This is a genomic window from Roseburia intestinalis L1-82, assembly GCF_900537995.1.
In the GTDB taxonomy this organism is placed as follows: Bacteria; Bacillota; Clostridia; order Lachnospirales; family Lachnospiraceae; genus Roseburia; species Roseburia intestinalis.
Genome location: NZ_LR027880.1, coordinates 4046512 through 4059338 on the forward strand (window position 1 = coordinate 4046512; position 12827 = coordinate 4059338).

Consider the following 12827-nt stretch of genomic DNA (forward strand, 5'->3'; position numbering starts at 1 on the left):
ATATGAATTCCTGTCAGTTGATTTTCTTCAAAAACCGGTACTCTGCATCCGTTTCCCCATTCAGTACCTTATTGAGATCCTCAATGAAATCACAGGTTCCACTGGTCTGCTGGTAAAAATTGCTTCCGGTTGTGTAGACCTGTCCTGATTTTACTGCTTTAAAGTCGGCAAACAGACTGTTTTTCTGTACCAGTTCATCGATCGATGTCAGTTCTCCCTCTATTGTACCATTGTAAATGAGAATGTCAGCATCTTTTTCGGCCGCATAGAAATCTTCCATCTGCATTTTTAATGTGGAGAGTGCATTTTCCTCTTCCGGGACATAACCATTTAAGGAATAAGTGCCCCCCGCAAGTTCGATCATTGATGATACATAATCATTTGGTTTTCGTACCGTAATCGTTCCATCCGATGCAACTGCAAAAAATGCTACCGACAGCCCCGTTTTTTCTTTTTCCAAAATCGGCTCAATATGTGCTGCCTGCGCATCAAAAAACGCTTTGGCCTGCTGTTCTCTCCCGAACAAAACGCCAAAAAGCTTTATCCATTCGAGTCTTCCAAGCGGGTGCTTTTCATAGCTGGAGCGCTCGATCATGACCTTGATCCCAAGTTCTTCTAATTTTTCTTTCACTTCCGGGTTGTGCGTGATCATCGTATTTTCAATCGCAAACGTGCATCCACCGGAAAGTAAAAGTTCATAGTCAGGCGCACTGTATTTCCCGGCATAGATCAGATTTCCCGCTGCCATCGCATCTGCCGCCTCTTTTACATACCAGTCTTTTTCTTTTACTCCTGTATATTTCAGATCGGAGACAGCACCGATCTGGCAGACTAAATCCATCACCGCACTCGACACCAGATATACATTTTCAAGCGGCTGTTGTAAAACTGTCACATCTGCCGGAACATCCGCCGGCACTTTGACACCTTTTGGCACAAGCAAAAAACGACCGTTATCCACGATCGTAATCAGCTTATAAGCACCATATTGTTCTACTTCAAACTGGTCGGCGCAGGATAACTCCATACGCCCATTGCAGTCTAAGTCTTTAAAACCTGCCGTTTCCGGAAATTGAAAAGTCAGGGTGTAATCAATCTCATGCGGCGTACTCATTGCCGTCGTATCACCGATCACATCCATCTCACATGGGATTCCATCAATTGGAAATGTGAATGTAGAGTTTCCACCTTCATTTTCATTGAGATATTTCTCCCCGTTCACGATCATGTAATCGTAATGCGTACTGCTCCATGTGATCGTCGCATATGCCACTCCATCCTTCACAGTAACTTTCGCCTGTGAATCCACAGTTGCTTTTCCGCTGCCGCCTTCTAATGTGACTTCCACCGTATATTCGCCATCCTCAGGAACTGAGACTTCTGTGCCGTCTGCCTGTTCTGCGGCATCATTTCCAGTCATGCTTTCTTCCGTTCCATCCTGATCTGCAGTTCCCTGCACATTTTCTTCTGCTGCCTGTGCATTTTTCTCTGTGGCTGTACCTGCCTCTCCCTGTACACTTTCCGCAGCTGTCTGACCAGCCCCGCCTTCTACTGCAGCGGCATTATTTTTTGCACCGCATCCCGTGAATATCTGCATGCACATCATTGCGGATAAGATTACTGCGGTCACTCTCTTTTTATTCATACAAATCTCCATTTATTAGTTATCTGTCTCCTGCGGATCAGAAACGCTTACTTTGTGATCGTACCACTCGCCTTTTGTGCCGAGGATTGCAAGATCAAATTCTTCATCTAATGCTTCTACCGGCACATCAAAACCATATACCTCGTCGGTGGTTCCATCACTGTATTTTACAGTATCCGTTGTCGGCTCTAAAATATCAGCACCGTCTTTTTTCGCATCATCTGCTGTTCCGACAAACAGATTTACAATTTTTTTTGAAACAAGGCTGATATGGATCGTCATTTTTCCGTTTTCTACGGTAAGGATACCACGTCCCTCATCTGCCTCATTTACATGAAACATGCTGCTGTCTGTATCAAACTTTGCGGTGTAAACACCATCCTCGAGAGTACCAACGGTACTCTCTGTGGTGGATGCTGACTCAAGGTTTCCAAGGGAATCAATTGCATCTTTTGTATGATCAATATAGATCTGCTGGATTGCTTCGATTCTTCCAAGTCCTGAAATCTGTGTATCAACGCTGTCAAAATATCCACTTGCTGTGAACTGGCTCTTCCAGGAATCTTCGTCGTCGCCTGCCATATCGTTGTTTGCATGATCTCCTGCAACAACCATAAGAGGTCTTAAAACAACTTTTGTATAACCGGCTTCTTTTACTGCCTCAATCACATTTTCACATGCTGTCTCTTCCGGTTCACCCTCAACAGTTCCGATAAATACATTATCATAGGAAAGATCTTTCATCTGTGCTGCCATCTGGCTGTAGCTTACCTTTGCAGAATGAGAAGTTCCATGTCCCATAAATACGAATGCTGTACCATCTTCTTTTGCTGCATCTAAAGAATCATATCCTGCTGTCTTTACTGCCTCTGCTGTAATTGCTTCTGCAACTTTTGCCTTATCCTCATTGATCACAGTTGCATCAGATCCTACTTCACCAAGCATTGGCTCTGCAACGGTAACTGTCTCAAATTTGTCTTTATAATTGTCAAGTGTCTCTACCAGCTCGTCATACTCTGCACCATGCATTAAGTGTGTCGGCTGAACAACAAGATTTTTTACTCCGTTGTCAACAGCTCTCTCTAATGCCTGATCCACATTATCAATCTTTTCGTCATCTCTTGCCTGTACATGGTTGATGATGATCTGTGCGGTAAATGCTCTTCTTACAGACCAGTCCGGATATGCTGCTTCCAGTGCTTTTTCGATTCCACTGATATCCTCGGCACGACTGTCGTTAAATGAGGTACCAAAACTTACTACAAGAAGTTCATTTTCTCCAATATTATCTTCATTTAACGGATCATCCTTTGAGGCATCTCCTGTATCTCTTCCGAAATAATCCGGATCTGCGTTCTCGCCGGAAACTAATTCCTTCTGTGCATCTGTCAATGCATCCCATGCCTCTTTTGCCTCTGCACACTGTGAGTCCGTATCATCATTTCTTGTCTGAACATAGATCGCATCGATCAGTTCTGCGACGTGATCGGCTGCCGCCTGATCGTCAACTTCCGTGCTCTCTACGGTTTCTGTTGCCTCTGTTTTCTCTGAAGATACTGTCTCAGAGGTTTTTGCTGTGTCTGTTGCTGCTGTGTTGCTTCCGCATCCGGCGACCATACCTGTTGCAAGCGCTAATGTGGTAAGTAACGCGATAGTTCTTTTCTTCATAATGCTCTCCTTATTATAATATAATGTATCGTTCATAGTACACAATGGAATTTTTCCACACAAAGAAACACTCCGCCTTATTTGAGGGCGGAGTAATAAGTCTGCATAAATAAGCTGACAATCTGACAGCCTACATTTACGGTACGACCAATTACTCGTGATCCGGGAAATATTTCCCTGTACCAGACAACTGGCAGGTTTCCTGGCTGAAAGATCATCACACAGATTCCGCCTTCCCAACATACTGCAAAGTACATCAGTGACTTATCTTTGGAATCTGCACTCCCTAATCACAGTGACGAGATCGTACAGGAATCGCACCTGTTTCCCTTTTAACCGACCTATTTTTAATATGAAAAATATACTGTACTTTATGTACTGCTCCATTTCCCGGATAAAAACAGCCGGCACCAATTATCTTCTCTATGAAACTTTTAATATACTAGCATATCCACTCCCTATTTACAACAACCACTTTTCTCTTGCAAATCATTCAAAATATGGTATACTAATCAAGTATTTGCAAAAACATATCTGGAGACGTATCGAAGTGGTCATAACGGGGCGCACTCGAAATGCGTTAGCCCTCCGGGGCACGAGGGTTCGAATCCCTCCGTCTCCGCTCTTCCAAAAGGAAACACAATTTGCTTTATATTCGTGTTTCCTTTTTCTTTTGACACTTTTTCGTTATTTCTCATAATTTTGCTTCTAAAGTACTATATTTTTTCGTAATTTATGTCTACCATTTTTTGTCAAAAAATAGTAAAATAAGTGTAATTAACCTATAGGAAAGGGAGCTTGATATCCATGAAAAGCAAAAGCGTAAAAAATTCACTGACACTAATGTGTCTTATGATTGTTCTTGTATCTGTCATAGTCATTGGCGGTATTTCAATTTCAAATATCAGCACTATGACTTCCACGGCAAACAAGAATTATGAAAATGCCAGGTTAGATGGGTACAATACTGAGATCAAAAGTCAGGTACAGTCTGTCATCGCTATTTTACAGGCAGAATACGACAAATCCCAAAACGGTGATCTGACTGAAGACGAAGCAAAAAAAGAAGCAGCAGAGATCGTCCGCAACATGCGTTACAGGGATGATGGAAGCGGCTATTTCTGGATCGATGATACCGACTACAACCTCATTATGCATCCGATCTTAACCGATCAGGAAGGTAATAACCGTTACGATCTGACAGATCAGAATGGCGTCAAGATCATTCAGGAGATCATGAAAGTCTCGACCGGTTCTGACGGCGGCGGCTTCAATGAATTTTATTTTACGAAAGCCGACGGTGTTACCGTAGCACCAAAGATCGCGTACTCTCAAATCTTTACCCCATGGAACTGGGTTGTTTCCACCGGTAACTATGTAGATGATATGGAAGCGGAAATGAATAGTTCCAAAAACGAAGTTCAGGCGAAATACCATACTATGATCACAGTCATAATCATAATTGATCTGATTTTTACAGTTATCGTATTCATTGCTTCCCGTATTTTCGGTAATACGATCTGCAAACCTTTGATCGAGATTCAGAATTTTGCAAACAGGATGTCGACCGGAGACCTGACTACCGGAGTCAATGTTTCAAGTAAAAATGAACTTGGAAAAACAGCCGGTGCACTTGATCTTGCACAGCAGGAGGTTGTCGGACTTATCTCCAACATTGATGGAGTTTCCTCTCATTTACAGTCCGCCGTTTCGGATTTCAAAAAGAATTTTGACAGCATGAACGAATCTATCCAGAACGTTTCGACTGCAATCAATGAAATTGCCCAAAACAGTAACTCTCAGGCAGCATCAACTTCAAGTGCCTCTGAAAATATTGCTGAGATTGCCGATGGCATCGCAGATACTTCCTCAGAAATGGAATCCCTTGATCAGAATGCACAGCTGATGCAGGATCGTTCCAATAAGTCCATGGAAACTTTACACAGACTGATTGATGTCAATTCTACAACCAAGACTGATATTGATTCTATGTATAACCAGACTGCCCAGACAAATGATTCCGTCAACAAGATCAGTCAGGCAGCTACCCTGATCAGCGAAATTGCATCCCAGACCAACCTGCTTTCCTTAAATGCTTCCATTGAGGCAGCAAGAGCCGGTGAAGCCGGACGTGGATTCGCGGTTGTTGCAGAAGAAATCGGCGGACTTGCCACCCAGTCTGCGCAGACGGTCAGTGAGATCAACAATATCATTAGTGAGTTAAGCCAGAACTCCGAAAAATCTATGGAGCTGATGAAGAAAATGAGTGAGGCTTCCGACGAACAGGTTGCAGCTCTTGAAAGCACACAGCAGATGTTTGAAGACTTAAAAGGTGCTCTCGATTCCTGTATGGCGTCCATCCAGACCATTACAGGAAAGATCAAGAATGTCAATTCTCAGCGTGAGCTTGTCACAGAGAGTATCGATACCCTGACACAGCTTGCAACCGACAATGCATCCTCCACAGAAGAAACTTCCGCAATGGCAACCGAGCTCGATGCCGTTGTCCGTAAATCTTCGGATCTGGTATCTGCTTTAGCAGATGATATTGAAAAACTTTCTGCAGATATGAAACAGTTTAAGCTGTAAATCATATGAACGATATACAAATTAATATTTAATCCCAAAAAACCGTGCGGTAATTTTAATCCGCACGGTTTTTATAACTAAAAAGCAGAACTGCACCCGTGCAGCCCCAGCAGTAAAACGAGTGGAGCAGGCTCAATGCCGCTTCCTCTTAAGCAAAACATTTTTTGATCTGTTCTGTGATCTCACCGTCTATCCATCCCTTTTGCACCATATTTTCCAATATCTCACATGCTGCCTCGTGCGTCATTCCGGATTTATACGGTCTGCTCTCCGTCAGTGCCTGATAGATATCAATGCACGCCATGATACGTTCCTGCCTGTTTAGCTCGTCGGCAGTTTTACCGAACGGATACCCGGTGCCATCGAGTTTTTCATGGTGGAGCGCCGCCCAGTCACGGATATCTTCCATTCCTTCTGCCTGTGATAAGATCAGATATGTGTATCCCGCATGATTTTTCATTTTAGAAAACTCCTCGTCCGTCAGGCGTCCCGGTTTTTCTAAGATATCATTTCCGATTGCTGCTTTCCCGATATCGTGCAGCGCGCCTGCCAGGTACATTTTCAGCACCGTCTCCTCGTCATCACCGAGATATCTGGATAATCTGGCTGCATTTTCCGCAACACCGAGTGAATGGCGGCTTGTAAATTCGGATTTATAGTCGATGATCTTTGCAAACAGATTGGCAAAATTTTTGCACATTTCATCGCTTAAATCCCGCTTTTTTCTCGGAACAATATTCCACAGCCGTTCTTCTAAATCTGCATCTCCAAGACTCAAAAAATGTTCTTGCCCAAACACTTCCAAAAAAGTATCTACGCATGCAGTATCAAATTTTGTCCCTTTATTTTTCAAAAGATAATCTTTCGCGCGCTGCCACACGGCATCATCAAATACCGGCGTCCGGCAGAACGCATCTAAAATATCACACAGATGAATGATCCTTGCAAAAAGAGGGATCTCTTCCCACGTTTTTCCAAATGGTCCGCTTCCATCAGCATTTTCATGGTGATATAAAATCACATTTTTCACATCCGTCAGAAACGGGTACATTTTTAAGTTTTCCTCCCCGTAAATGCAGTGGATGCCAAGCTGCTTTGACGTTATATTTTCCGTATTATTTTTTGTAAGGTCATTGTGAAATTCCTCATAAATATACTGCGTCAGCGCATTGTCGTGCAGCAGCGAACACGCCGCGAGATCCTGCAGGGCATCTCCTGTAATTCCCATTTTTTGTGCTGTGCATACGCTCATATATGCAACTCTTTTTCCATGTTTTGTCGCAACATGGGTCAGTTCCGCTTCGACACAGTCGAGTGCATAAGAGCATGCACCAAGCAGACCAATAATGTCTAATTCCATTTCCCATTCACTTTCTTTTTTATTTTTTTCTATCTTAGCACACCAAAATCACTTTTGATACCACAGAATTGCTTTTCATTTCAGGAAATTATTTCTGCGGGTGAACGCCGTTTTTCCACCGTGCTCTGACAGCATGAACGGCTCATTTTCCAGATTTTCAATTTCAATCTTTTCTTTTACGCAAAGCGGATGTGCCTCCGGCAGCACGACCATGTATTCATCCATTTTTGACATATCACTTTAGCAGCTTCTGCCACACACTCTCACTGTGACCGGCATCTTTCTCATACAAATTGATATACTCTCCCGCCGTGCTGCGATCCTTAAATGCCGGGTACAAAAATCCGCTCTCCGGCACGCCCGGCTCATACTCGCCCTCTAACGGACTGACCACACAGATCAGATATTCGTACACTTCCTCTGAGCCCTCCTGCCATGCCTTATCGGTCCCTTTGACCGGGACATCGTATCTCCCGTGGAACAAAAAACACGCATATGGGCACCCCGGCTGATATTTCTCTCCAAGCAGCTCATAGAAAAGATCCGGGAATGCATCGTCTTTCAGACCTGTCTCCCTGATCCCGTCAAAGAGCTGCCAGATACTGCCCGGCTTTCTTTTTTCTTCCGGGATCCGGTATTCTCTTAACTGTTCATTTGTTTTTGAGATCAGCACCGTCCTGGCAAGTTCTAAGTTTTTGGCTCTTTCGGATGCAGACAGTTTTAAGAAATGCGTATTGAATGTTCCATCCACATATCCCTCTTCGTCAAAATATGCGCCTGCGATCCGGTCTATGGATGCCCGTGCGGGAGTCATGCGCCTGGTCAGTTCTAACATGTCGTCGCGATTTATCATTTTGGTCCTTTCATTCCCGTAATTTATTCCATTAAATTTACACTATTTTTACACTATTTTTCACTATTCTTTCACTATTTTTTCTTAATTACTTTCCTTTTTTACACCAGCCCCTGAATCAGGATAAACAGGATCAGCAGCGGCAGTATAAACTGGAAATATGGCTTTAACTTTTTCGAAATCTTAAGGCCCTCTCCCGTATTTGCCTCGTCAATATATTTATCAAATCCCCAACCCCACTTTGTTACGCTAAACAGCAGATAGATCAGTGAACCGACCGGAAGAAGCAGGTTGCTGACGATAAAATCCTCACTGTCGAGCACATCACGGCCGCCTATCAGATGCAGGCTGCTCCACACATTGTAACCCAGTACACATGGAAGACTTGCGAACAGGATGATCACTCCATTGATAAATGCAGCTTTATTTCTGTTCCAGTGAAACATATCCATACAAAATGACATAATGTTTTCAAACACTGCCATGACCGTCGAAAAACTTGCAAAGGTCATGAAAAGGAAAAACAGACATCCCCAGATCCGCCCGCCAGACATATTGACAAACACATTTGGCAGCGTGATAAAGATCAGGCTCGGTCCGGCATCCACTTCCACTCCATAGCTGAAACATGCCGGGAAAATGATCAGTCCAGACATGATCGCCACAAAGGTGTCAAGACCGCAAATTCTTGCGCCCTCACCGGCAAGCGAGTGATCTTTACCCATATAACTTCCGAAGATCTCCATTGCGGCAACGCCAAGACTCAGTGTGAAAAATGCCTGATTCATGGCTGCCGTGATCACATTTTTAAGCCCTGTCTCTGCAACCGTGTCCAGATTCGGGACAAGATAAAACTTCACGCCTTCTGCTGCACCCTGCAGTGTAATACTGTGCACCGCGAGAACAACAATCAGAATCAGCAGCGCGCTCATCATGATCTTGCTTATTTTTTCCAGTCCGTTCTGCAGTCCCCTGCTGCACACAAAAAATCCCAGTATCACGGTAAGTATCATCCAGAACGCCATCTGTCCCGGATCTGCGAGCAGATTAGAAAATACTGCCGCAGTATCGTCCGCAGTCATGCCGGTCTGGAATTCGCCTTTTAAAAATTTAAAGAAATACGATACCATCCAGCCTGATACGGTCGTGTAATACATCATCAGCATATAGCAGCCAAACATTGCGATCCAGCCGTGAATATGCCACTTGCTGCCTTCTTTTTCGAGTGCTTTATAACCTAACACGGCGCTTTTTCTGCTGGCGCGCCCCACGGCAAATTCCATGGTGAGCACCGGAAGTCCCATTGCTATTAAAAATATCAGGTAGAACAGGACGAAGATGCCGCCGCCGTTTTGTCCAGCCACATAGGGGAATCGCCAGACGTTTCCGATTCCGATGGCGCAGCCGGCGCTTACGAGCAGAAAGCCCAGGCGGGATTTGAAGGATTCTCGTTTCATTTTTATTTTGCTCCGTTTCTATTTTATTTTTTACTTGGTGGATTCAAATTCTTTTAGGGCGGTAAGTGCCTGACCACCAAGCAGATACAATATTCCGGTGTTGAAGATAGTCATCAGACCGATTCCGACGTCGCCGAGATCCCATACGAAAGTGTAGGCAGCGATTCCGCCGATGAACAGCATAACCAGTGCAAGGATTTTGTACAAGGTCTGAAAGATCCATTTATCTCCAAATAAATAGGCGACGTTACTTCTGGCATAGAAGAGGATGCCTAAGAATGTGGAGAAACTGAATAAAAACAGTGTCACTGCGATGAATATGACGCCAAACTCGCCCAGGTGATAGCGCATTGCGGACTGGAGAAGATCCATGCCTTCTTTTCCTGCTACGATATTTTCCGGTGCAGTGAGCATGATCATAGCAGTGCAACTGCAGATCACAATGGTGTCGACAAATACGCCAAGTGCCTGTGTCAGTCCGGCGCTGACCGGTGTCTCACATTCGGCTGCTGCGGCTGCACAAGGAGCAGAGCCGGAACCGGCTTCGTTTGAAAACAGTCCACGCTTGATGCCGTTCATAAGGACAGCGCCGAAGCCGCCGGAAACTGCCTGTCTTAGCCCAAACGCCTCCTCAAAAATCCGATCAAAAACCGCCGGGATGCTTCCAATATTTTTCAGGATAATAAATATCGTGATCGCAAAATAGCAGACCGCCATAACCGGTACGACCACGTCAAGCACTTTTACCGTCGCATTTTTCCGAAGGACGATCACCGCTGCGATCGCAACCAGTACGATCGTTGTGTAGAGTGGCGGGATGCCAAATGCATTTTCAAAGGAAGATACCACGGAATTGCTGATGACCTGGCTGATGCCACACCAGCAGATCAGTCCTGAAATTGCAAAAAGTACCGCGATCAGCACATGCTTTTTCTTCTTTTTCAATTTTTCTTCACAGAAATGATGGATATAATATGCGGGACCTCCGCGATATCCGCCATACAAAGGATCTTTTTCCTTGTGTAACTGTGCGAGCGTCCCCTCCACAAATGCGGTCGAGGAACCGATCAGCGCAGTCAGCCACATCCAGAACACAGCACCGGCACCGCCTGCCGAGATTGCCGCCACAACGCCTACCAGATTTCCCATGCCGACTCTGGTAGCCGTCGAGACGATCAGCGTCTGAAATGTGGAAAGACTGTCCTTCGTTTTCTTTTTTGCCATAAGTGCTTTTATCATATCCGGGAAAAGCCTGACCGGCAAAAATCTTGTGCGGATCGTAAAATAGATTCCTGTCGGAATCAGAAGAATTACAAGTAAAGAAATCCCTATGCTGCTTTCCTGCGGCAAAGGGATCGTAATCAGATCTCCCCATAAAAATGCGTAGATCTTTTCAATGACCGAGACTATCATAGTATATACCTTTTCCATCCTTAGTTTGTACTTTCTCTATCATACTATAGATTGTCTCTTTCATGCAATAAACAAGTGATAATTTCATGTAATATAGTTGAAGTATTTTTATTCTGTTACATTTTCAATTTCCGGAATTTTAAATTTCTGGATCATTCCCTGCAGACTCTCTGCCTCACTGCTCATCTCCTGACTGGCAGCCGCACACTCCTCAGATGTTGCAGAATTTGTCTGCACAACATCATTGATCTGCTCAATTCCCTCATTGATCTGCTGGATTTCTGTTGTCTGTGTCTCTAATGTATCCGCAATATGTGTAACGTCTTCCGTAATCAGCTTGGAGTTCTCTGCTACCTCCTCCAGCTGTGCCGCAGTCTCTTCCGCGATTATCATACCTTTTTCTACCGCATTCACAGATGTTTCGATCAGTGATGCTGATTCCTTTGCCGCCTGGGCACTCTGTTCAGCTAATAAATTTACCTGATTCGCTACAACTGCAAATCCTTTTCCTGCCTCTCCGGCCCTTGCCGCTTCAATAGAAGCATTCAACGCCAGCAGATTTGTCTGGGAAGCAATTTCATTAATTGTTGCAATAATCTTATCAATCTCTTTTGATGCCTCATTAATCTCATGCATAGAAGCAACCATTTCATGCATCTTACCATTGCTGTCTGAAATGGCATTTCCAAGTTCATCCACTCTTCCGCTGATTGCTTTTGCAGATTGCGAATTTTTTTCTACCTGTTCAGAAACCCCGGCAACTGTAGCCGTCAGTTCTTCTACAACCGCTGCCTGATTCGTAGCTCCATCTGCAAGATCATTGGAACTTGATGCCACCTGGTCTGCTGCACTTGAAACCTCACTCGAAACATTTTTAATTCCTTTGATCGTTTCTGCCATACTCTTCTCAAATGACATGAAAGAATTTAAAATACCGACAAAATCTCCCTTCCACTCTACTTCCGGCTGAACATCAAAATTTCCTTCTGAGAACAGTTTCATTGCACGATCAATATCATCTACATAAGTTCCCAAAATACGAATTGATTTGCGCATACTGTGCGCCAGTCTTCCAATCTCATCCTCCGAATGATATTCCAGCGTACTGTGTAAATTTCCTTCTGTCAGTTCCTTTGCAACGTCTTCCACTGCATGTAACGGATCCAGAATTGTTTCAAGTACCTTTTTACTTATTACCTTAGCCAGTGTGCATGCACAAACCAGACAGATAATAATACACACCATTCCTGCAACAGCAAAAATAATTGTAGTTCTTGCAGACTGCTCACTTACTTCATCTGTGATCTCATCTAATCTTATGGCAATTTCCACAAGTTTATTTAATGCAGGTGTACAACTATTAAAAATTTCATCAATCGCTTTCTCTTTTTCGCCATTTTTAATTTCTTCTATAATCGAATAACCAATGTTTCCCCAATCAGAAAGAGCAGATGCATACTCATTATATTCCTCATCCGGTAAGACTTTGGTTTTCTTTAATATTTCCAGCTGCGAATCCACTTCTGTAAGCAGCTTTTTTACATTCTGCTCATAACTGTCATAAGCAGATGTATCATTATTTAATGCCATTTCCCTGATATTTCTCGCTGACGTATTCACATTGATCCTGCAGATTTTTACCGCCTGATCCGCAGCATTGACATCATCTATATAATGTAACATATTAGCAAATAACACACCTATGACCACAATAGAAAACAGACCCGAAATCAACATCATACTAATGACTTTTCCGTAGCCATAGTTTATCCTCTCCTGCAGATGCATATTTTCCAATTTGTCTTTCATTGTACTCTTTTGTGACAACATAGATTGTTATTT

The 12827-nt window shown here is 43.7% G+C and carries 8 protein-coding genes, 1 tRNA gene, 1 pseudogene and 1 riboswitch; of the genes and pseudogenes, 2 read left to right on the forward strand and 8 right to left on the reverse strand.

The window, feature by feature from the left end; all coding sequences use genetic code 11:
* Positions 1–13: 13 nt before the first annotated feature.
* Both RIL182_RS19000 and RIL182_RS19005 read right to left on the reverse strand, forming a co-directional pair.
* Positions 14–1645 (reverse strand): ABC transporter substrate-binding protein, encoded by a 1632-nt coding sequence (locus RIL182_RS19000; RefSeq protein ID WP_242655570.1) that lies wholly within the window; start codon positions 1643–1645, stop codon positions 14–16.
* A gap of 435 nt (positions 1646–2080) precedes the next feature.
* Positions 2081–3313, reverse strand: a pseudogene (locus tag RIL182_RS19005) (sirohydrochlorin cobaltochelatase); the annotation flags it as partial.
* Between the two features lie 175 nt (positions 3314–3488).
* Positions 3489–3673, reverse strand: a riboswitch (cobalamin riboswitch).
* Positions 3674–3849: 176 nt separating this feature from the next.
* Here RIL182_RS19005 and RIL182_RS19010 point away from each other — a divergent pair.
* A tRNA-Ser gene (locus tag RIL182_RS19010) sits at positions 3850–3935 on the forward strand.
* A gap of 185 nt (positions 3936–4120) precedes the next feature.
* A complete protein-coding gene (locus tag RIL182_RS19015) occupies positions 4121–5902 on the forward strand; it encodes a methyl-accepting chemotaxis protein (protein WP_006857393.1) in 1782 nt (593 codons plus the stop codon).
* A gap of 148 nt (positions 5903–6050) precedes the next feature.
* On the opposite strand, the gene RIL182_RS19020 is transcribed toward RIL182_RS19015, so the two are convergent.
* From RIL182_RS19020 to RIL182_RS19045, 6 genes are all read right to left on the reverse strand, one after another.
* Complete coding sequence (locus tag RIL182_RS19020; RefSeq protein ID WP_006857394.1) at positions 6051–7262, reverse strand: HD-GYP domain-containing protein; 1212 nt, start codon at positions 7260–7262, stop codon at positions 6051–6053.
* Between the two features lie 75 nt (positions 7263–7337).
* On the reverse strand, positions 7338–7496 hold the full coding sequence (locus tag RIL182_RS19025) for a hypothetical protein (protein WP_006857395.1): 159 nt from the start codon (positions 7494–7496) through the stop codon (positions 7338–7340).
* A 1-nt stretch (position 7497) separates the two neighbouring features.
* Positions 7498–8115 (reverse strand): DUF4317 family protein, encoded by a 618-nt coding sequence (locus RIL182_RS19030; RefSeq protein ID WP_006857396.1) that lies wholly within the window; start codon positions 8113–8115, stop codon positions 7498–7500.
* 101 nt (positions 8116–8216) lie between these two features.
* A complete protein-coding gene (locus RIL182_RS19035; RefSeq protein WP_006857397.1) occupies positions 8217–9572 on the reverse strand; it encodes a sodium-dependent transporter in 1356 nt (451 codons plus the stop codon).
* Positions 9573–9602: 30 nt separating this feature from the next.
* Positions 9603–10985, reverse strand: coding sequence for an alanine/glycine:cation symporter family protein (locus tag RIL182_RS19040; RefSeq protein ID WP_044999105.1), 1383 nt, complete (start codon positions 10983–10985; stop codon positions 9603–9605).
* A gap of 108 nt (positions 10986–11093) precedes the next feature.
* Positions 11094–12815 carry a methyl-accepting chemotaxis protein gene (locus tag RIL182_RS19045; RefSeq protein WP_006857452.1) on the reverse strand — a complete coding sequence of 574 codons (1722 nt, stop codon included), beginning with the start codon at positions 12813–12815 and terminating at the stop codon, positions 11094–11096.
* Between the last annotated feature and the right edge of the window lie 12 nt (positions 12816–12827).

What these genes read in the sequence shown, in the direction of transcription:
- RIL182_RS19000 (WP_242655570.1), bottom strand. Translation starts at nt 1,645, where the DNA reads ATGAATAAAAAGAGAGTGACCGCAGTAATCTTATCCGCAATGATGTGC.
- RIL182_RS19015 (WP_006857393.1), top strand. Translation starts at nt 4,121, where the DNA reads ATGAAAAGCAAAAGCGTAAAAAATTCACTGACACTAATGTGTCTTATG.
- RIL182_RS19020 (WP_006857394.1), bottom strand. Translation starts at nt 7,262, where the DNA reads ATGGAATTAGACATTATTGGTCTGCTTGGTGCATGCTCTTATGCACTC.
- RIL182_RS19025 (WP_006857395.1), bottom strand. Translation starts at nt 7,496, where the DNA reads ATGTCAAAAATGGATGAATACATGGTCGTGCTGCCGGAGGCACATCCG.
- RIL182_RS19030 (WP_006857396.1), bottom strand. Translation starts at nt 8,115, where the DNA reads ATGATAAATCGCGACGACATGTTAGAACTGACCAGGCGCATGACTCCC.
- RIL182_RS19035 (WP_006857397.1), bottom strand. Translation starts at nt 9,572, where the DNA reads ATGAAACGAGAATCCTTCAAATCCCGCCTGGGCTTTCTGCTCGTAAGC.
- RIL182_RS19040 (WP_044999105.1), bottom strand. Translation starts at nt 10,985, where the DNA reads ATGATAGTCTCGGTCATTGAAAAGATCTACGCATTTTTATGGGGAGAT.
- RIL182_RS19045 (WP_006857452.1), bottom strand. Translation starts at nt 12,815, where the DNA reads ATGTTGTCACAAAAGAGTACAATGAAAGACAAATTGGAAAATATGCAT.